Genomic DNA, 18,422 nt, shown 5'->3' with positions numbered 1-18,422 from the left:
CCTTGTCTGAATTTATTTTTGTCCTTTCGGCAAGCCCAACATTATTTGTTGTGCTTGCCGTTATTTTGGGCCTAATCGTTGGAAGCTTCCTGAATGTTGTCATTCATCGTCTGCCAAAGATGATGGAGGCGGATTTTCGCTATGAATGCGAATGTATGGATATTCCAGAAGAGTCTTGGCCTGTCCGGCAGAAGTATAATTTGATCGTTCCCCGGTCCGCGTGCCCTGGCTGCGGGAATGCCATTAAAGCTTACGATAATATCCCTGTTGTCTCGTGGTTGTTGTTGCGAGGCAAGTGCCGAAATTGCGGTAATAGGATTTCTATTCGATACCCAATTGTTGAGCTGGTTACGGGTGTATTAACGGGTGTTATCGCTTGGCATTTCGGTTGGGGTGTTCAAGCTTTGGGTGGGTTTTTATTTACCTGGATTTTGGTGGCGTTATTTTGCATTGACGCAGATACCATGTATTTGCCGGATGATTTAACTTACCCGCTTATATGGCTTGGGCTGCTGTTTAATTTGCGCTCATCTTATACCTCTATTGAAAGTGCTGTTGTTGGTGCGGTGGTAGGTTATTTGATTCTTTGGTCGGTATACTGGATTTTCAAACTTCTTTTAAAAAGAGAAGGTATGGGGTATGGGGACTTTAAACTGCTTGCCGCATTGGGCGCATGGTTCGGTTGGATGTCGATCCCCTTCATTATTCTGTTTTCGTCCTTGGCTGGGGTAATCATTGGCGGCGGAGCAACCTTGCTAGCAAAACGTGGTTGGTGGGGGACCAAGTTGCCATATGGCCCATATCTGGTTGTTGCAGGCTACGCGACAATGCTTTGGGGAAACCAAGCGCTTAGTTACTGGATGCGCATGTGAAGCCGATTATCGGTCTGACTGGTGGAATTGGCTGCGGAAAATCGACGGTTGCTGAGTGGTTCGTAGAGCTTGGAGCCGCATTGATCGACACAGATGTGATTGCGCATGAGATGTCGCGATCGGGCTCTCCGGCCATGCAGGATGTTGCGAGTGTGTTCGGACCTGAGTTTTTGACCGGCGACGGGGCACTGGATAGGGTAAAGATGCGACAGCTGGTTTTCGCTGATTCCGAGAAAAGGAAACAACTGGAAAGTATATTTCACCCTCGAATCCGAGCGGAGGTAATGCGGAGGATTCAGCAGGTGTCGAATGACGCACCATATATTCTGCTGGCGGTGCCGCTGTTGTTCGAGTCGAATGCTTATGCTGACGTAGTTGCTCGGTCTTTGGTTGTCGATTGCTCGGAAGAGACGCAAATTCAGAGGGTTATGGATAGAAGTTCGATGACCGAGGCGCAAGTGCGTGCCATTATCGCCAGTCAAATGTCGCGCAGTGAGAGAGTCAATCGTGCAACGGACTTGATTGATAATGGCAGATCCTTAGAGCATGCCAGGCAGCAGGTGCTGGCCTTGCATGACCATTACACACGGATGGGCTCTCGCTAATGGTTTGTCAAATGGGTGTGAATCTTGCACAATTTGGTCTAGTCCATTAGGTAGCGGCCACAGTGACCAGTTACGAATTTCCGATCAATGAGCGCATTCGCATTTTGTTGCGTCTTGAGGATCTTTATTACCGGGCGGAGCATTTTATTCAGAATGATCATCCGCTTGATCATCATTCTGCGCTCTTGGTTTTGTTTGAAATCATGGATGTGGCTACGCGCGCGGATTTGAAGTCCGACCTGTTGCAGGAGTTGGAACGTCAGCGGCAGTCGCTAGAGGCGCTACGGGATAATCCACAGATTTCTGAAGCTGCTCTTGAGCATGTGTTGTCGGAAATTGAGCTGACTCATGCCAAGCTACTTGAATCCACGGGTAAGTTTGGCCAGCACTTACGGGAAAATGAGTGGCTGATGTCGATCAAGCAGCGCGTCAATATCCCTGGCGGTGTGTGTGAGTTTGACCTCCCTTCCTACCACTACTGGCAACAGCAGTCGGCCGAAGCGCGTCGTGCCCAGCTCGGCCACTGGATGGCACCGATGATGCCAATCAAACTTGGGATTGATATCGTATTGCGCCTGCTGCGTGATAGTGCCAAGGTGCACCGCTATACGGCCAAGCAAGGGGTTTTTCAGCAGACGGCTGGTGGGAAAACGGTCCAGTTACTGAAAATTTCCGTGCCAAGTGATTTGCCATATGTCCCCGAGTTGTCGGCCAATAAGTACGCAATCAATATCCGCTTTGTGTCTGCCGTGTCGAATAGTGACCGGCCCAAAGTATGTGAAAGCGATGTGGATTTTTCCTTGGCGTTTTGCAATCTGTGAGTGATTTTCTGCCAGTCATGAAGCCAAGAATTGTGCCCTGCCCGCACTGCAAGCAGGATGTTGAGTGGTCGGCATCCAGTCCCTATCGCCCGTTTTGTAGTGAGCGCTGCAAAATGATTGATTTGGGGCTGTGGGCAGATGAGCAGTACCGGGTCCCACTTACCTCTTCTGATACTGGAGTCGAAGAGTAGTTTTTCCATGAGTGTCGGTTAGAAAACTGTCACCCTTCGGTCATCCTCCAGTCATCCAATAGCACTAACTTTGTCCCTGTTTCCGAGATAGACAGGGGCTCCCGTGTTAGATCTACAACTTAAATCCACGCCATCTGCAACCAGCAGATTCTTTGTCGGTTTAGCCAGAACCGAAGAGGAAGTGCAGGCTGCCCAAGCATTACGTTACAAAGTATTTGCTGAAGAAATGGGTGCACGCTTGCAAACCCGCCATGCAGGTCTGGATGTAGATATCTTCGATCCTTATTGTGAACACTTGGTCGTCCGTGACGAGAGTACTGGTGAAGTTGTAGGAACCTACCGCATTCTCTCGCCTGCGCAGTCTCGCCGCATTGGTGGCTATTACTCAGAGACCGAGTTCGACTTGACCCGACTGCAGCATATTCGGGCCGAAATGGTTGAGGTGGGCCGTTCCTGTATCCACCCCGATTACCGCACCGGTGGCGTAATCGGGCGACTGTGGGCGGGTTTGTCTCAGTACATGATTCGCCACGGATATCGCTATCTGGCGGGCTGCGCCAGCATCAGCATGGCGGACGGAGGGCATGCAGCGGCCAGTGTGTTCAAGCGCATTGAGGCTAAGCACCTTGGTCCGGTTGAGTGGAAGGTATTTCCGCGTAACCCGCTGCCAATCGATGCTCTGAATAATAGGCAGGAAGTTGAAATGCCCGCGCTGATTCGTGGTTACCTGCAAGTGGGGGCTCTGGTTTGTGGGGCGCCTGCGTGGGATCCTGATTTCAACACGGCTGATATCTTCGTGCTGTTGCCGATGTCTCGTCTGAATGCACGGTATGCGCGGCATTTTGGGATTGGCAGGTGAGTGCGTGTGCGAGGTTTGGTGGTTGAGCGGCGTGGCTTGGGGGTAAGATTCAAGCTTTCCCGTGTCAGTAGAGATGCCATGCAGTCCACCCGTCGCGTTGTCCGTGCTTACCGCCTGTCCCGGTTGGCCCTTCATTTAGTGTGGGGTGTGGCGGAGGTTGGGCTGACTTTTCGATGGCGGAGCCAAGCCAGCCGCGCCGCCTCAATCCAGCGGTGGTCGCGGCGACTGGTGAATGTTCTGGGCGTCAAAGTCAAAGTATCGGGGACTGTGCCTGAGACGCTGCCAGCCAATACCGTTCTGGTGGCCAATCATGTTTCATGGCTGGATATATTCGTCATGAATTCGGTTACGGTTTCGCGCTTTGTTGCTAAAGCGGAAGTTCGGCGCTGGCCGGTGATAGGCTGGTTGTGTGATCGTACGGGTACCTTATTTGTGGTGCGGGAAAAGCGCACTGATACCCATCGGGTTAATCAGCAGATTGCCGAGGCGTTACGCAATGGCGATTGCATTGCGATCTTTCCCGAGGGGGGGACGACGGATGGGCTGGACGTCAAGCCATTCAATGCGTCGCTGCTGCAACCGGCGGTTGAGGCCCAGGCCCAAGTGGCGCCCGTTGCGCTGCGGTATTTTGATGCTTCTGGCAGTAGGACTTTGGCGGCTGCCTATATCAATGATATGAGCTTGGTCGAGTCAATTCGCAGCATGCTGCGGCACAAGCAATTAGTGGTCGAACTGCATTTTCCGGAAGGTGTCAGCGCATCAGGCCTGAGCCGCAGGGAGTTGGCCAAACAAACCGAGGAAAGGATCCGGCCGGTGGTGCGCTCTGAAGGGGCTATTCCCAGTTTGCTTTTGGCTGATAAGACGGGACCTGAAAAACCTGACGATCCTCCAGTCGAATCGCAGTAAGTGGCCCACCCCAAACGCAACCAGTATCAAGTGCAATCAAGTCTTGACGCAGCTTCAGACCCAGCGCCGACCAATGGCCGCAGATGATAGTGTGTTCGCGATTCTGTCTGCCTGGGGCATCAAACCAGGCGCAAAGATCTTTCGGTGCGTCGTCCAATTCCCCTTTGAAAGACAGGTCCAGCCCCCCGTTGCGGGTGGTCAGTCGCATGCGGGTCATGGCATTGACGATCAGCCGCAAGCGCTCCTCGCCTTTCAGTGCATTGCTCCAGTGCGTTGGCTTGTTGCCGTACATCTGCTGCAGGAAGACCCGATAGTCTTCGGCTTTCAGGGCATGTTCCACTTCGCAGGCCAACTCGGAGGCTACTGTAACGCTCCAGCACGGCAACAACCCGGCGTGTACCATCAGGAAGTCGGAGGTGTGAATCACCAGTGGTTGGTGGCGTAACCAGTCAATCAATAGCGTGCAGTCTGGTGCCTCCAGAATCTCGCTGAGCGTATCGCTTTTATGTAGTTTGCCAACCCCGGCATGCACTGCAATCAAGTGCAGATCATGGTTGCCCAACACAGTGAACACGCTACCCTGATGTTGTTTGACCCAGCGTAAAACACTCAGGGAGTCATCGCCACGATTGATCAGATCCCCCACCAGGTAAAGGCGGTCTTGATCAGGGCGGAAGTTTATCTGCTGGACCAGGGCCTGCAATTCTCTGAAACAGCCTTGAATATCTCCAATTGCGTAGGTTGCCATCTGCGTACTTCCCTATAAGTCACAAAAAAACGCCCCAATAAGCGTATTGGGGCGTTTTCCTGACGGTCAACTGACCAACAATGATGCGCGGGATTACATCCGCTCGATCATTGCCTTGCCAAAGCCTGAGCAGGACACTTCGGTGGCGCCTTCCAGTAGACGAGCGAAGTCATAAGTGACCAGCTTGTCCTTGATGGCGGCCTCAGTGCTGCGAACGATCAGGTCTGCCGCTTCGGTCCAGCCCATATGGCGCAGCATCATCTCTGCAGACAGAATGATTGAGCCTGGGTTGACCTTGTCCTGGCCTGCGTACTTGGGCGCAGTGCCGTGAGTCGCCTCGAACATGGCAACGGTATCGGAGAGGTTGGCACCGGGAGCGATACCAATTCCGCCTACCTGAGCTGCCAGCGCGTCAGAGATATAGTCGCCGTTCAGGTTCAGCGTGGCGATAACGTCGTATTCTTCCGGACGCAGCAGAATCTGCTGCAGGAAGGCATCGGCAATCGCGTCCTTGATGATGATGCCGTTAGGCAACTTCATCCATGGACCGCCATCAATCTCCACTGCACCGAATTCATTCTTGGCCAGAGCATAGCCCCAGTCACGGAATGCGCCTTCGGTGAACTTCATGATGTTGCCCTTGTGGACCAAGGTTACCGACTTGCGATTGTTGGCAATTGCGTACTCGATCGCCTTGCGAACCAGACGCTCGGTACCATCTTTTGAAACGGGCTTGATGCCAATGCCGGAAGTTTCAGGGAACCGGATCTTCTTGACACCCATATCGTTCAACAGGAACTGGACAACCTTATTGGCTTCAGCACTGCCGGCGGCCCACTCAACGCCCGCATAAATGTCTTCCGAGTTTTCACGGAAGATCACCATATCGGTCTTTTCTGGACTCTTGAGCACAGAAGGCACGCCCTTGAAGTAGCGAACCGGGCGCAAGCAGACATACAAATCCAGCTGCTGGCGCAGAGCGACGTTCAGCGAGCGGATACCGCCGCCAACCGGGGTGGCCAGAGGGCCTTTGATCGAAACAACATAGTCCTTCAGCGCGGCTACGGTTTCTTCCGGCAGATAGTTGTTTTCGCCATAAATGCGGGTCGCTTTCTCGCCGCAATAGATTTCCATCCAGCTGATCTGCTTGCTGCCGCCATAAGCCTTCTTGACAGCCGCATCAACCACATCCTTCATTACTGGAGTGATATCGGCACCGATACCATCACCTTCGATGAACGGAATGATTGGATTATCAGGCGTAGGTTGGCCTGCGACGATTTTGGTGCCGCTTTGCGGAACGACAATATGCGATTTGCTCATTGCATCACCTTGGTTACGTGTGGGGTACGATTATTCTTGCTACAGCGTTCGCACTTGAGTCTGGCGCACGCGATGGATACATCAGACGCCGGCGACCGCAGAGGCGCGGCGCGGCTGTAGAATCGCGTATTATCCGCCTTCCGCTAAAGCCGCGCCAGTTGGCGCAGGGCAAGATCTCACCGTGCTGATCCTTTTTAATAAACCTTATGGCGTAATTTGCCAGTTCACCCCACAGGCGCCACACCGGTGTCTTGCTGATTTCATCAGTGTACCGGGGGTTTACGCAGCGGGGCGCCTTGATACGGATAGCGAAGGGCTACTGGTATTGACCGATGATGGCGTGTTGCAGAGTCGTATTGCCGATCCTCGCCATAAGCTGGCAAAGACCTATTGGGTGCAGGTGGAAGGTCGGCCCATGTCCGAACAGCTGCAGCAATTGCGCCAGGGAGTGGATCTTGGCGATTTTCGTACGTTGCCGGCAATCGTGCGTCAGATCGACGAGCCGACGATCCTGTGGCCGCGCAATCCGCCAATACGGGAGCGCAAGTCGATCCCGACTTCGTGGCTGGAGCTGACCATTCGTGAGGGCAAGAACCGCCAGGTGCGCCGTATGACCGCAAAAGTTGGTTTGCCGACATTGCGGCTGGTTCGCTATCGAGTCGGTGATTGGACGATTGATGATTTAGCTGTTGGGAATTGGCGACAAGTCGCCGCAAATGTACTGCACCGCAATAAGAAATAATTCCGAAATTAATGCACTCACGCTACAATGCCGGCCGTTATTGGCGTTAGATTACCGCTGTAACGGAAGAATTTAAGTCGTTTCAACCAGTTAAGATTCGAGGAAATTAAAATGACGAAGCTGTTCGCTGCCCTGATCGCTACCCTGTTCGCCACTGTTGCTATCGCTGCTGAGCCTGCAAAGACTGCAGAAGCTGCTAAGCCTGCTGCCGCTGCTGAAGCCAAGCCTGCTGCTACTGCAGAGAAGAAAGAAGAAGTGAAGAAGGAAGAGAAGAAGGCCGACAAGAAGGCTGACAAGAAGGCCGACAAGAAAGAAGAGAAGAAAGAAGAAGCTAAGAAAGAAGAAGCCAAGAAGCAGTAATTTCTGCTTTTCTTGCAGAGTTATAAAAAGGGCGGCGGCGACCGCCCTTTTTTATTTGGTAATGCCAATTGAAACAGTGGCTTGTGCCACAATATCTTCGTATTCTGGTATTAAATATTTTCCTGGTTATCCGCAGCTGTAAAATTAATTAAGTATTTGAAATTAAACTGTTAATTCCAGATTTGAATGGGCCGCAAGCCCGGGATTGAGAAACCTTTGTCCTTTCCAGACTAAAAACATCATGAGATGGAAACCGAATGTCACTGTCGCTGCAATTGTCGAACTGCAGGGACGATTCCTGCTGGTAGAGGAGCAGACGGATCAGGGCTTGCGCCTCAATCAGCCAGCGGGGCATCTGGATGATGGTGAGTCCTTGCTGAACGCCTGCATTCGAGAGGCTGCCGAAGAGACAGGCTTTCAGATTCGGCCGACGGCTCTGGTTGGTATCTATCAATGGTCACCGCCAGGGCAAACCGGGCTCACCTATCTGCGATTTGCGTTTGCTGCGGAGCTGCTGGGCGCAGAGGGTGATCCAACCCGTGATCGTGTCAATCTGGCTTTCGCTGGGCAATATCCACATGCTTTACTGTGCCATCTGGATGACGGCATCGTTCGCGCCATCTGGATGAGTCGAGAAGAACTATTGACTTGCCAAGCCGCACACCGCAGCCCCCTCACTTTGCAATGCGTCGATGACTATCTGGCTGGCCGGCGCTTCCCTATTGATTTGATTCATCACTATGACTGATACCGCTTCCCGAATCGTTGTTGGCCTGTCTGGAGGGGTAGATTCCTCCGTATCAGCCTGGCTGTTGAAGCAGCAGGGGTATGACGTTGTCGGCGTCTTCATGCAGAACTGGGAAGACGACAACGACGATGAATATTGCTCGATCAAGCAGGATTCGCTCGACGCGATTGCGGTGGCTGATCTGATTGGCATTGACATCGAGATCGTCAACTTTGCACGGGAATACAAGGACCGGGTGTTCAGTTATTTTCTGGCAGAGTATTCAGCTGGCCGTACCCCGAACCCCGACGTATTGTGTAACTCGGAGATCAAATTCAAGGCGTTTCTCGATCATGCCTTGTCTCTTGGCGCGAGTGAGATGGCGACTGGTCACTACGTAGCGCGGCGGGATACCCCAGAGGGGCAAGCGCAGCTGATCAAAGCAGCGGATACGGCCAAAGATCAGAGCTATTTTCTGTACCGTCTGAATCAGCACCAGGTCAGCCACGCGCGTTTTCCGCTGGGCGAACTCACCAAGCCGGAAGTGCGGCGCATTGCTGCCGAGATTGGCTTGCCCAATCATGACAAAAAGGATTCGACGGGGATTTGCTTCATTGGTGAGCGGCCTTTCCGTGAGTTTCTGAATCGCTATTTACCCAAAGCGCCAGGGCTGATGGTGACACCGGAAGGCAAACGGGTCGGCGAGCATATGGGATTGATGTACTACACGATCGGCCAGCGGCAGGGGCTTGGAATCGGTGGGCCGGGGGAGCCTTGGTTTGTCGCCGGGAAAGACATTCCGGGCAATGCCCTGATCGTGGTGCAGGGGCATGATCACCCGCTGCTGCTCAAGCCGCAGCTGGAAGCGATTGATCTGAGCTGGGTGGCCGACCATCCTCCCGCACCGGGGCGCTATGCGGCCAAGACGCGCTATCGTCAGCCAGATGCGCCGTGTGAGTTGCTTGAGATCGTTGATGGCCGCTGCCTGATTCGGTTTGATGACCCGCAATGGGCTGTAACACCGGGGCAGTCCATGGTGCTCTACGATGGCGAAGTTTGCTTGGGCGGCGGCATCATTATCGAATAGCCACTTTCAGTGCCCCAAAAAAAGACCCTGCCGCTCACCAAGGCATTTTGTACGGTGAGCGGCAGGGTCTTTTTTTAGGGCTGCGTGAGCTTACTTCAATACAGCCAATGCTGCGTCGTAGTTAGGCTCATCCTTGATTTCGGCGACCATTTCGGAGTGGATCACTTTGTCCTGCTCATCCAGCACAACGACTGCGCGGGCGGTAACGCCAGCCAAGGGGCCGCCGGCAATTTCCACGCCATAGTTGAGCAGGAAGTCCCGTCCACGCATGGTCGAGAGGGTAATGACCTTATCCAGCCCTTCCGCGCCGCAGAAGCGAGCTTGTGCAAACGGCAGGTCGGAAGAGATGCACAGTACGACGGTGTTGGCGATGTCGTTGGCTGTAGCGTTGAACTTCCGTGTGGACATGGCGCAGGTTGGGGTGTCGATGCTCGGAAAAATATTCAACACTTTGCGCTTGCCGGCAAAGTCCGCCAGCGTGACATCCTTCAAATCTTTTCCGACCAGGCTGAACGCTGGGGCGCTATCACCCTTGGTTGGGAATTTGCCGTTGACCGGAATCGGATTGCCACCAAGTGTTACGGTTGTCATTGTGTGTTCTCCAGTGGGAAGTGGTAGTTCAGGCTTTGTTGGTATGCAATTTCCGCATGTGCTGCACTAGCCGTAGGCTCTGTTGACGTTTTGTTTCCGGTCGCGCCGGGCCGAGTTTAAGGGCGGGACGAGGCAGGGTGAGAGCGGTTTAGTCAGCGCAATAAGCGGACCCTAATGACACCATACTCTAAAACTCGACCTGGCCTTGCGTGGCTGCTGCCAAGCGGCTTACTGGCAACGCATCCTCCTTGCGGGGGCAAAGCGCGATCCCAAAACAAAACGTCAACGGAGCCTAAGGCATTGGTTCAGCACAAATGGGCATGCTCAAAAAACCGGCCTGTACAAAAAAATACGGCCGCCAATGGCTGGGCCGTTATGTATTTTGGGGCTTGATGCGCGAATTTGAAGTGGCAGGCTGATTGCGTCGGCAATCGCGTCACTCCAGCCTGACTCAGCCCTCTTCCGGCGGCAGCATGGCATCTGCCATTTTTTCGTAGTTGGGCTCCGAGTTGACGTCTTGAACCAATTCCGAATACTGGACGGTATCTGCCTCATCCATTGCGATCAGGGCGGTTGCCATCATGCCGGAAAGTGGGACATCGGTGATCATGACACCGTAGTCCTTGTGAAAGTCCCGGCCGCGCAAGGTGGACAGCATCAGCAGCTTGCGGAAACCTTCAACGGCGGTAACACGGGCTTGGGCGTAAGGAGTATCAACCGATACCAGAATCATCTTGGTATTGGCGAAGTTGTCGGCAATTGCTTCTAGCCGGCGAGCGATCTTCAGGCCGATCTCTGCGTCAACGCTCGGCACGACGGCAATAATCTTGCGCTTGCCGGAAAACTTGCTGAGCGATACATCTCCCAGATTGTTGTCAACCAGCATGAAGCTGTGAGCGGTGTCTCCGACTTGGGGAAAACGACCGCCGACCCCAATCGGTTCGCCGTTCAGCATAATGGTTGCCATCTCGATTCCTCCTGGCTACGTAGGGTGGCTCATTTCAGTATTGATGGCCCGGTGCACGAATTCAAGCTGCGGCCAAGCCATGCCTGCTGCGTGATGCTGCGGATGTGGCTGTGCATGCCTAGCCACGATAAACCGTGAACGCTTGAGAGGCTCAGCGATCAGGTTTCGGGTAGAACCAATAAATCGAATAGCCTGTGGACTTGGCACCATCAAGCTGCAACTGAAGGAAAACACGTTGATCCACATTCGCAGCCAGTGCCTTGGGGCGCTTGCCGCCGTTATCGGGTAGGTATTGGGTCGGCGTGAACACCTTCTTTGCCACGACCCGGTCATGATCATCGGTCAGAGTCAGTTCGAGCAACGGTAGGGCCTGATCAAACGGAGCATGATTGCGCAAGGTGGCGTTGACCTGCATCTGGTTGGGCTGATCTGGCAGATAGGTCAGCTCCGACCACTCTGTTCTCAGAAAATCTTGCTTGGCGGGCAGGGCAATTTCGCAGCCGGCTCGTGCGCAGAGATTTTCAAAGCGGGACTTCAGTCCTGGCATCTGGACGACCAGCTCGGACCGGAAGAAGTACGCAGCCTGGGCGACCAGGGCAACGCAAGCGATAAAAGCCGGTATCAACCATAGCCAACGCCAAGGCGAGGGCTCCGGTGGCAGGCTGAGCAACGCTTCGTCCTCTGAGGTAAGGATCGGACGATACTCGCCTGCTTTGTGGTCATCAAAGCTGCTGCGGCTAAAGGCATCTGCAGCGGCATTGCCCGGACTTGTGGCCTCTACGGGTGGCAGATTGCTGAAATCGGAAGCGGCTTCAATCGCTTTCTCCAGCTGAGCGGCGATGTCGAAATTCAGCTCCAGCAAGGTCTTGCCAGGCTCTTCAGCCTTCTCTGGTGCGGGAGGGGGAGGGGGTGGTATCTGGACTTCGGCTGGCGCCGGCGTCTTGAGCGCATCAGCCAGTTCTCGCAGTGACTTGTCGGTGAGACTGCCATCTGAAGACTCTGTCTCGGCAGTTGCTTTCAACTGGATCGAGATGTCATTGAGCCCGTACAGGTTGTCTTCCTCTGCAGGTTTGGTGATGGGCGCGGGAGGCGCCTTTATGGGTGTGGCTGCCTGAGTTGCGGTAGCGGTTTCTGGCGGCGTGCTGGCCGTCTGAGCCGGGGCCGGAGTCGTCGGCGATTGATTTTCGCCATGGCTGAGCATGTGGTCTCTGGCGTCAAACACAAAGGCACAGCGGCCACAGCGGACTTTTCCACCATACGCGGTCAAATGCGCATCGGTCAGCTTGAAGCTGGTACGGCAGTTTGGGCAGCGAGTGACATGGAACATTGTTTGGTGTTTTCGGTTTTCTCTGAAACGGTTTGCAGAAATAGCAGCACCGGCAGGGGGCTGCATAGCCTGTCGGTCCCGCAATATACATACCAACAGAGCCTAGTTTGCCACGTTTTTGTGTACAACCAAGCCAGATCGGTAGTTCTGGCGCGAGTAGATGGGGTCCCCGGTGTGTTTAGCGCATTGTTGCGTACTTGGCAACGTCTGCCGGGGTGGGCTGATGAGCTGAGCTCAGGCAGAGAAGCGATTGACGATGAGGCCAAACGGCCACTAGCCAAGGGGGCTCGCGGGGGTTGTTATGTGCCGCCCCGGAGACCTGTGTTTGCGGAAATCGCGGCTCTGCCGGGCTTCTGGAACTTATCGCCTGGTTCCCGAAGCCCGCTTGGTATGGCTATTTGGCAATATCGTGCCTGCACCCGTCACTGCTTACGCAGCCCGGCAAGGCGGACCCAACCTTCTCGCTCCGCGCTGACTTCGAGGTTAAACCAAGGCCGATAAATCTCGATGACCTCTTCCGCCTGCTCCACCAGAATCCCCGATAGCACCAGCTGACCGTCGGCTCGGCAGCGGCTTGCAAAGAGTGCGGCCAGTAGTTTCAGCGGGTTGGTAAGTATATTGGCGACGACAATATCGTATTGAGCATCTGGCGCAGCATCCGGCAGAAAGAAATCCATGCTGACCTGATTCTGCTCGGCGTTTTGTCGGCTGGCGATCATGGCTTGTGGATCAATATCCACGCCGTCAACTTTGGTGGCTCCAAGCAGCTTGGCGGCGATTGCCAGAATGCCGGAACCACAGCCGTAGTCGAGTACAGTTTCTCCGCCTGCAATCTGCTCATCCAGCCACTGCAGGCAGAGCCAGGTGGTGGGATGGCTACCGGTGCCAAATGCCAGGCCGGGGTCGAGGGCAATATTGATGGCGTCGGGTGTCTGTTGATGCCAGGTGGGGGTAATCCAGAGCCGGTTGGAGACTTGAATCGGGTCGAATTGTGCCTGGGTGGCACGTACCCAATCCTGCTCTTCAATGTGCTTAATATCGTAGGTAGGGAGTGGGATGCCTGCCTGTTGGGCGGCTCCTGCCGCAAACAGGTGTGGGTCCGCTTCTTCTGCCAGCAATGCGACCACAATGCTGTGCTCCCACAGTTGTTCCAGAGGCATGCCGGGTTCGCCGAAAATCGGCTTTTCCTGCTCGGTGCCGGCGGTGGCATCTTCAATGCTGACACTGAGCGCGCCTAGATCAAACAGGATATCGGAGAGTTGTTCGGCCAACTTGGAGTCGGCCTGGATGCGAAGTTCATGCCAAGGCATTGCGGATACCGTTCAAAAAGCATCATTGTACGACGGCAGTTGGTCTATGGCAGTCCGGCGGTGTTGCATGGCGATGAAAAACGCCACTGCGGCCAAATAGCCTCAGTGGCGTCTTGAGCAATGTGGATGGGCCGTAACCCAGTATCAATTGCTGGTTTTACGATCAGCCAGTCGTTTCTCCAGATAATGGATCGACGTCCCGCCTTTCACGAAGGATGGGTCGGCAAAGAGCTCCTGATGCAACGGGATGTTGGTTTGAATGCCTTCGACCACCATTTCTGACAAGGCGACCCGCATCCGAGCGATCGCTTGCTGGCGGGTGTCGCCATAGGCTATGACCTTGGCGATCATCGAGTCGTAGTTGGGCGGCACGAAATAACCCTGGTAAATATGCGAGTCGATACGAATGCCTGGGCCGCCAGGTGTATGGTAAGTCGCAATCCGGCCGGGGCTTGGGGTGAACTTGAATGGGTCTTCGGCGTTGACTCGGCATTCAATGGCATGGCCGCGCAGTTCTACCTGCTTTTGCGAGTAGCGCAGCTTCTCACCGGCTGCAATACGGATCTGTTCCTGAACGATATCAATGCCGGTAATCATCTCTGTGACCGGGTGCTCTACCTGCACTCGCGTGTTCATCTCGATGAAGTAGAACTCATTGTCCTCAAACAGGAATTCAAAGGTTCCTGCTCCGCGGTAGCCCATCTTGCGACAGGCTTCCGCACAAGCTTCGCCAATCTTCTGGCGCTGCTTCTGGGTGATGCCGACAGCAGGGGCTTCCTCAATAATTTTCTGGTGCCGGCGTTGCATGGAGCAATCCCGCTCTCCCAGATAAATGGCATTGCCGTATTCGTCGGCCAGTATCTGTATCTCGATGTGGCGGGGGTGCTCCAGAAACTTTTCCATGTAGACAGTCGGGTTGCCGAAAGCGGTCTGTGCTTCCGCCCGGGTCATTTCGACGGACTGGATTAAGGCACCTTCGGTATGAACAACCCGCATGCCTCGACCGCCGCCGCCGCCAGCGGCCTTGATGATGATGGGAAATCCGATCTGCTTGGCTGTTTTGACGATTTCCTTGTGGTCGTCTGGCAGGGCACCATTCGAGCCGGGTACGCATGGAACCCCAGCCGCCTTCATGGCGTCTTTGGCCGAAACCTTGTCACCCATCAAGCGGATCGACTCTGGTCTTGGCCCGATGAATACAAACCCGGATTGTTCGACCCGCTCGGCAAAGTCTGCGTTTTCGGACAGGAAGCCGTAGCCAGGGTGAATGGCTTGAGAGTCGGTCACTTCTGCTGCAGAAATGATGGCGGGGATGTTGAGATAGCTTTGACTGGACGGGGCGGGGCCAATACACACCGACTCATCGGCGAGTTTGACGTACTTGGCTTCGCGGTCAGCTTCGGAATGGACGACCACAGTCTTAATACCCATTTCGCGGCAGGCGCGCTGTATGCGTAGCGCGATCTCACCACGATTGGCGATCAGGATCTTTTCGAACATCGGCTTTTCCAGTGAGCAGGAGGTAGGTGGGGCGATGCGCAGCCTACCGTGATCAGGCTGGCTGCGGCTTGAACGGGTGGTCTTGGTATTAACCGATTACAAATAGTGTCTCGCCATATTCGACCGGCTGGCCATTTTCGATGAGGATGGCTTTGATAACACCAGAACGTTCTGCCTCAATCTCGTTAAGCAGCTTCATGGCTTCGATAATGCAAAGGGTGTCGCCGGCATTGACCTGACTGCCCACTTCCACGAAGGCTTTGGCGCCAGGGGAGGGTGAGCGATAGAAAGTCCCGACCATGGGAGATTTGACCGGCTCACCTTCCGGTATGGCCGGTACTGCGGGGGCGGCTGTGCCAGCGGGGGCTGTAGGGGCTGCGGCCGGCACTTGAACCTGAGTGGGGGCCGGGTGGGCGTAAATCATCTGATTGTTTGCAGTGACACGAGTAATCCGTACTCGCTCTTCACCTTCAGTAACTTCAAGCTCTGCAATACCAGATTCCTCGACCAGATCAATGAGCTTCTTTAGCTTGCGAAGATCCATTCTGCTTCCTTGGAATGACGGCTGCTGATTTAGCGCGCAGCAATGGTTTGGTTGTGATGGAGTGCATATTCGAGAGCCAGCTCGTAACCCAAGGGCCCCAGACCACAGATCACGCCAACGGCCAGATCTGAAAAGTAGGAGTGGTGGCGGAAGGGTTCGCGTGCATGCACGTTCGAAAGATGTACTTCAATAAACGGAATCTTGACGGCGCTGATTGCGTCCCTGAGTGCAATGCTGGTATGGGTGTAGGCCGCCGGATTGATGATGATGAAATCGGTGCCATCATGCAGCGTGGCGTGAACACGCTCAATCAATGCAGCTTCGGCATTGCTCTGAAACGTGTCACAAGTGACGCCGTGAAGACAGGCCTGTTCAACCAGACGCTGGTTGATTTCTGCCAGCGTGGTGGCGCCATAATGTTGTGGTTCCCGCACGCCCAACAGATTCAGGTTGGGGCCATGAAGAACCAGAATCTGGCGCGGCGGAAGCCCGTGTTGAGTTGAAGGCGACTGAGTCATAGCGACGCAGTTTGCCGCAATTTCCTGCAATTTGTCTACAATTCACCACAATTTCGGTCAAACGATCGTTTTGATTTGACCGTTTTATTGCATGTGTGTCCGACATTAGACTGATGGTCAGAATAGTGTGGATTCCGTCGAAGGGTGGTCGCAAACTGCCGCTTACCCGCGCTGGATCAAGCCTTATGACGAGAGCTTAGGGCATGCCCGGTATCAAAATAGCGCTTGGCCAGTTCGCTGCAAGGTGCTTTCAAAAAGATCCAGGTCTGCTGACGATCATGTCGGCTGGGCGGGTCACTCTTTTTCATGAAGCGTGATTTTCGACGCAAATCGAAGAAATTCCCCCGGAACTTGCCTGGAAGGCTACGGTACTGCGGCTTAGCGCTTATAATTAGAAATATTTGTGAAGGCAATAATGCGTCTTGCTGATTTTGATTACCACTTACCAGAGCATCTGATTGCGCAGTTCCCGCCCGAGCGGCGCGGAGCCAGTCGCTTGTTGCATGTTGAAAACAAGAATCTGGCAGATCGTATGTTTGTTGAGTTGCCCACGCTGTTGCGCACGGGTGATGTGCTGGTATTCAACGATACGCGCGTCGTCAAGGCGAGATTGCATGGGCAGAAGCAGACCGGCGGGCAGATTGAAGTGCTGGTTGAGCGGATGGTTGGCGAGTTCGAGGCGCTCGCCCAGATCAAGGCCAGCAAGTCGCCCAAGCCGGGTTCAGCGCTGGTTTTTGCAGGATATGGTGCTGAGGTCGTCCAACGGGACGGTGAGTTTTATTTGCTGCGCTTCAATGCGCCAGTCGAACAGGTTCTTGAGGCGATTGGTAAGCTGCCTCTGCCTCCTTACATCAGCCACAATCCGACCGGTGATGACGCAGAGCGTTATCAGACCGTGTACGCGAATGAGTCGGGGGCTGTGGCGGCGCCGACGGCTGGATTGCATTTTGATCAGGCGATGCTGGATCAGCTGTCAAAGCAAGGGGTGGGGCTGCATTTCCTGACCTTGCATGTTGGTGCCGGCACTTTTCAACCCGTTCGAACTGAAGAGATTGCCCAGCATCGTATGCATCGTGAGCGCTATTGGTTGCCCGAGGCAACGATCAACGCAATCCGCCAGGCTAAAGCCAATGGCGGCCGCGTGATCGCAGTGGGCACGACTTCTTTGCGGGCGCTGGAGGCCAGTTGCTTGCAAGGCGATTTTGCCGAGCCAGTTGGTGATACCGATATTTTTATCACCCCCGGGTTTCAGTTCAAGGTGGTGGATAGACTGATTACCAACTTTCATCTGCCAAAGTCTACCCTGCTGATGTTGGTCGCTGCTTTTGCTGGTCATGACGTGATGCAACATGCCTATGCGCATGCGGTGGCGTGTCAGTATCGGTTTTTCAGTTATGGCGATGCCATGTTGCTGGAACGGGCTCCAGCGTAGGAGGCCAAGTTGTACTGGGCCGCTGGCGATTGCCGGTTTCTCTGTAAGGACAAACCCAGTGATGGCCAGGCACTTTTCGCTTCCTTGTAGTCACAAGTTTTTCCGTCTTGAGGTCGGGTCACCTTTATAAATTGCTGACCTTGGCACGATAATTAGATACATGAACATGGGTACTTCTTCACGCGCCAGAGTTGCATTTGTTCCCCATAACACGCGAGGGCGTGATTTCGTGGTGGGGGATGTTCATGGCTGCCGGCGTGATCTGGAGATACTGCTTGTGGCTTCCGGATTTAACCCGGCGCGTGGTGATCGGCTGTTTTCCACGGGGGATCTGATAGATCGCGGTGCTGACTCATTCGCCTGTCTGAAGTTGCTGCGGCAGCCATGGTTCTATGCCGTATTGGGAAACCACGAGCAGATGCTTTTCAATGCACTGGAAAGCGGCAACGACAACGATGTGGCGTTGTGCATGGCAAATGGCGGTTCGTGGGCCCTGGGACTATTGCTCAAGCGCGACCCGGAACTGACTGCGCTAGCGCAGATTATTGGTAAATTGCCTCATGTGCTAGTTGTTGGACCGGGCACACCGGAGCGCTTTAATGTTGTACATGCCTCGCTGCAAATTAATCCTACCAGCGGACGCTTTTTTACCAATGCGGATATTGATGATGGTCTGCGTGGGGCGGATGAACATACCCCTGAGCGCCTGATCTGGAGCCGGACTATCGCTGATGAAGCAAGTATTCGTGCGGTCGATCGTAAGGGGCCAAGCTGGCACCCTGGTCTTTCTATTACCTATTGTGGTCATAATCCGGTGCCATATCCGGTAATTTATGAGTCGCATTGCCATCTCGATACGGGTTCTGGTTATGAGGGCAATGTCTATGTTGGCGACGCGGATAGCGGTGCGCCAATGCGCCTGACTCTGGCTGACCACAATAAAGGTAATCCTGTTTTTTACACCCGTTGATTCACCCGCGCCGGACTGTTTT

At 54.2% G+C, this 18,422-nt stretch carries 21 protein-coding genes; 12 read left to right on the top strand and 9 right to left on the bottom strand.

All coding sequences use genetic code 11. From position 1 onward, the window contains the following. Nucleotides 1–2 precede the first annotated feature (2 nt). The 6 genes from PZA18_RS08220 to PZA18_RS08195 all read left to right on the top strand — a co-directional run bounded on the left by PZA18_RS08220 (nt 3) and on the right by PZA18_RS08195 (nt 4,254). Nucleotides 3–872 (top strand): prepilin peptidase, encoded by an 870-nt coding sequence (locus PZA18_RS08220; RefSeq protein WP_284100334.1) that lies wholly within the window; start codon nt 3–5, stop codon nt 870–872. Further along, the gene (gene coaE / locus PZA18_RS08215) at nt 869–1,477 is read left to right on the top strand and encodes a dephospho-CoA kinase (protein WP_284100333.1); all 609 of its coding nucleotides are present in this window, start codon (nt 869–871) and stop codon (nt 1,475–1,477) included. Before PZA18_RS08220 ends, coaE begins: the two co-directional genes overlap by 4 nt. Before the next feature lie 62 nt (nt 1,478–1,539). Then, on the top strand, nt 1,540–2,298 hold the full coding sequence (gene zapD, locus PZA18_RS08210; protein WP_284100332.1) for a cell division protein ZapD: 759 nt from the start codon (nt 1,540–1,542) through the stop codon (nt 2,296–2,298). A gap of 17 nt (nt 2,299–2,315) precedes the next feature. Then, nucleotides 2,316–2,489 carry a DNA gyrase inhibitor YacG gene (gene yacG, locus PZA18_RS08205; RefSeq protein ID WP_284100430.1) on the top strand — a complete coding sequence of 58 codons (174 nt, stop codon included), beginning with the start codon at nt 2,316–2,318 and terminating at the stop codon, nt 2,487–2,489. A gap of 103 nt (nt 2,490–2,592) precedes the next feature. Further along, nucleotides 2,593–3,348, top strand: a complete 756-nt coding sequence (locus PZA18_RS08200) for a GNAT family N-acetyltransferase (RefSeq protein ID WP_284100331.1) — start codon at nt 2,593–2,595, stop codon at nt 3,346–3,348. A gap of 78 nt (nt 3,349–3,426) precedes the next feature. Continuing rightward, nucleotides 3,427–4,254 carry a lysophospholipid acyltransferase family protein gene (locus PZA18_RS08195; protein WP_284100330.1) on the top strand — a complete coding sequence of 276 codons (828 nt, stop codon included), beginning with the start codon at nt 3,427–3,429 and terminating at the stop codon, nt 4,252–4,254. Here PZA18_RS08195 and PZA18_RS08190 read toward each other — a convergent pair. After that, nucleotides 4,181–5,002, bottom strand: coding sequence for a symmetrical bis(5'-nucleosyl)-tetraphosphatase (locus PZA18_RS08190; protein ID WP_284100329.1), 822 nt, complete (start codon nt 5,000–5,002; stop codon nt 4,181–4,183). The two genes, PZA18_RS08195 and PZA18_RS08190, sit on opposite strands and share 74 nt — an antisense overlap. Nucleotides 5,003–5,095: 93 nt before the next feature. Next, nucleotides 5,096–6,325, bottom strand: coding sequence for an NADP-dependent isocitrate dehydrogenase (gene icd, locus PZA18_RS08185; protein ID WP_284100328.1), 1,230 nt, complete (start codon nt 6,323–6,325; stop codon nt 5,096–5,098). A 181-nt stretch (nt 6,326–6,506) separates the two neighbouring features. Here icd and PZA18_RS08180 point away from each other — a divergent pair, with 181 nt between their 5' ends. The 4 genes from PZA18_RS08180 (at nt 6,507) to mnmA (ending at nt 9,241) form a co-directional block, all read left to right on the top strand. After that, nucleotides 6,507–7,067 (top strand): rRNA large subunit pseudouridine synthase E, encoded by a 561-nt coding sequence (locus PZA18_RS08180; protein WP_284100327.1) that lies wholly within the window; start codon nt 6,507–6,509, stop codon nt 7,065–7,067. A 111-nt stretch (nt 7,068–7,178) separates the two neighbouring features. Further along, nucleotides 7,179–7,427: a hypothetical protein gene (locus tag PZA18_RS08175; RefSeq protein ID WP_284100326.1), complete on the top strand. Its 249-nt coding sequence runs from the start codon at nt 7,179–7,181 to the stop codon at nt 7,425–7,427. A gap of 241 nt (nt 7,428–7,668) precedes the next feature. Then, nucleotides 7,669–8,175: an NUDIX hydrolase gene (locus PZA18_RS08170; RefSeq protein ID WP_284100325.1), complete on the top strand. Its 507-nt coding sequence runs from the start codon at nt 7,669–7,671 to the stop codon at nt 8,173–8,175. Beyond that, on the top strand, nt 8,168–9,241 hold the full coding sequence (gene mnmA, locus PZA18_RS08165; protein ID WP_284100324.1) for a tRNA 2-thiouridine(34) synthase MnmA: 1,074 nt from the start codon (nt 8,168–8,170) through the stop codon (nt 9,239–9,241). Before PZA18_RS08170 ends, mnmA begins: the two co-directional genes overlap by 8 nt. Before the next feature lie 90 nt (nt 9,242–9,331). Here mnmA and tpx (PZA18_RS08160) read toward each other — a convergent pair whose 3' ends face one another. The 7 genes from tpx (PZA18_RS08160) to aroQ all read right to left on the bottom strand — a co-directional run bounded on the left by tpx (PZA18_RS08160) (nt 9,332) and on the right by aroQ (nt 15,998). Next, nucleotides 9,332–9,832 carry a thiol peroxidase gene (gene tpx, locus PZA18_RS08160; protein ID WP_284100323.1) on the bottom strand — a complete coding sequence of 167 codons (501 nt, stop codon included), beginning with the start codon at nt 9,830–9,832 and terminating at the stop codon, nt 9,332–9,334. A gap of 451 nt (nt 9,833–10,283) precedes the next feature. Then, on the bottom strand, nt 10,284–10,799 hold the full coding sequence (tpx, locus tag PZA18_RS08155) for a thiol peroxidase (RefSeq protein WP_284100322.1): 516 nt from the start codon (nt 10,797–10,799) through the stop codon (nt 10,284–10,286). 151 nt (nt 10,800–10,950) lie between these two features. Beyond that, nucleotides 10,951–12,126 (bottom strand): DUF3426 domain-containing protein, encoded by a 1,176-nt coding sequence (locus PZA18_RS08150; protein ID WP_284100321.1) that lies wholly within the window; start codon nt 12,124–12,126, stop codon nt 10,951–10,953. Nucleotides 12,127–12,548: 422 nt separating this feature from the next. Further along, the gene (gene prmA, locus PZA18_RS08145) at nt 12,549–13,436 is read right to left on the bottom strand and encodes a 50S ribosomal protein L11 methyltransferase (protein ID WP_284100320.1); all 888 of its coding nucleotides are present in this window, start codon (nt 13,434–13,436) and stop codon (nt 12,549–12,551) included. Between the two features lie 144 nt (nt 13,437–13,580). Further along, complete coding sequence (gene accC, locus PZA18_RS08140; RefSeq protein ID WP_284100319.1) at nt 13,581–14,936, bottom strand: acetyl-CoA carboxylase biotin carboxylase subunit; 1,356 nt, start codon at nt 14,934–14,936, stop codon at nt 13,581–13,583. A gap of 88 nt (nt 14,937–15,024) precedes the next feature. Further along, entirely contained in the window at nt 15,025–15,480 is a 456-nt protein-coding gene (gene accB / locus PZA18_RS08135) for an acetyl-CoA carboxylase biotin carboxyl carrier protein (protein ID WP_284100318.1), read from the bottom strand. 29 nt (nt 15,481–15,509) lie between these two features. Next, a complete protein-coding gene (gene aroQ, locus PZA18_RS08130; RefSeq protein ID WP_284100429.1) occupies nt 15,510–15,998 on the bottom strand; it encodes a type II 3-dehydroquinate dehydratase in 489 nt (162 codons plus the stop codon). A gap of 415 nt (nt 15,999–16,413) precedes the next feature. Between aroQ and queA the strand changes: the two genes are divergently transcribed. After that, complete coding sequence (gene queA / locus PZA18_RS08125; protein ID WP_284100317.1) at nt 16,414–17,430, top strand: tRNA preQ1(34) S-adenosylmethionine ribosyltransferase-isomerase QueA; 1,017 nt, start codon at nt 16,414–16,416, stop codon at nt 17,428–17,430. A 160-nt stretch (nt 17,431–17,590) separates the two neighbouring features. Continuing rightward, on the top strand, nt 17,591–18,400 hold the full coding sequence (locus PZA18_RS08120) for a metallophosphoesterase (RefSeq protein ID WP_284100316.1): 810 nt from the start codon (nt 17,591–17,593) through the stop codon (nt 18,398–18,400). Nucleotides 18,401–18,422: the final 22 nt, after the last annotated feature.

The sequence above is a fragment of the Parachitinimonas caeni genome, assembly GCF_030129945.1.
In the GTDB taxonomy this organism is placed as follows: domain Bacteria; phylum Pseudomonadota; class Gammaproteobacteria; order Burkholderiales; family Chitinimonadaceae; genus Parachitinimonas; species Parachitinimonas caeni.
The sequence above is the reverse complement of the archived record's forward strand: the minus strand, read 5'-3'. Positions and strand labels throughout refer to the sequence as shown.

What these genes read in the sequence shown, in the direction of transcription:
- yacG (WP_284100430.1), top strand. Translation starts at nt 2,316, where the DNA reads ATGAAGCCAAGAATTGTGCCCTGCCCGCACTGCAAGCAGGATGTTGAG.
- PZA18_RS08195 (WP_284100330.1), top strand. Translation starts at nt 3,427, where the DNA reads ATGCAGTCCACCCGTCGCGTTGTCCGTGCTTACCGCCTGTCCCGGTTG.
- PZA18_RS08190 (WP_284100329.1), bottom strand. Translation starts at nt 5,002, where the DNA reads ATGGCAACCTACGCAATTGGAGATATTCAAGGCTGTTTCAGAGAATTG.
- icd (WP_284100328.1), bottom strand. Translation starts at nt 6,325, where the DNA reads ATGAGCAAATCGCATATTGTCGTTCCGCAAAGCGGCACCAAAATCGTC.
- PZA18_RS08175 (WP_284100326.1), top strand. Translation starts at nt 7,179, where the DNA reads ATGACGAAGCTGTTCGCTGCCCTGATCGCTACCCTGTTCGCCACTGTT.
- PZA18_RS08170 (WP_284100325.1), top strand. Translation starts at nt 7,669, where the DNA reads ATGAGATGGAAACCGAATGTCACTGTCGCTGCAATTGTCGAACTGCAG.
- mnmA (WP_284100324.1), top strand. Translation starts at nt 8,168, where the DNA reads ATGACTGATACCGCTTCCCGAATCGTTGTTGGCCTGTCTGGAGGGGTA.
- tpx (WP_284100323.1), bottom strand. Translation starts at nt 9,832, where the DNA reads ATGACAACCGTAACACTTGGTGGCAATCCGATTCCGGTCAACGGCAAA.
- tpx (WP_284100322.1), bottom strand. Translation starts at nt 10,799, where the DNA reads ATGGCAACCATTATGCTGAACGGCGAACCGATTGGGGTCGGCGGTCGT.
- PZA18_RS08150 (WP_284100321.1), bottom strand. Translation starts at nt 12,126, where the DNA reads ATGTTCCATGTCACTCGCTGCCCAAACTGCCGTACCAGCTTCAAGCTG.
- prmA (WP_284100320.1), bottom strand. Translation starts at nt 13,436, where the DNA reads ATGCCTTGGCATGAACTTCGCATCCAGGCCGACTCCAAGTTGGCCGAA.
- accC (WP_284100319.1), bottom strand. Translation starts at nt 14,936, where the DNA reads ATGTTCGAAAAGATCCTGATCGCCAATCGTGGTGAGATCGCGCTACGC.
- accB (WP_284100318.1), bottom strand. Translation starts at nt 15,480, where the DNA reads ATGGATCTTCGCAAGCTAAAGAAGCTCATTGATCTGGTCGAGGAATCT.
- aroQ (WP_284100429.1), bottom strand. Translation starts at nt 15,998, where the DNA reads ATGACTCAGTCGCCTTCAACTCAACACGGGCTTCCGCCGCGCCAGATT.
- queA (WP_284100317.1), top strand. Translation starts at nt 16,414, where the DNA reads ATGCGTCTTGCTGATTTTGATTACCACTTACCAGAGCATCTGATTGCG.
- PZA18_RS08120 (WP_284100316.1), top strand. Translation starts at nt 17,591, where the DNA reads ATGAACATGGGTACTTCTTCACGCGCCAGAGTTGCATTTGTTCCCCAT.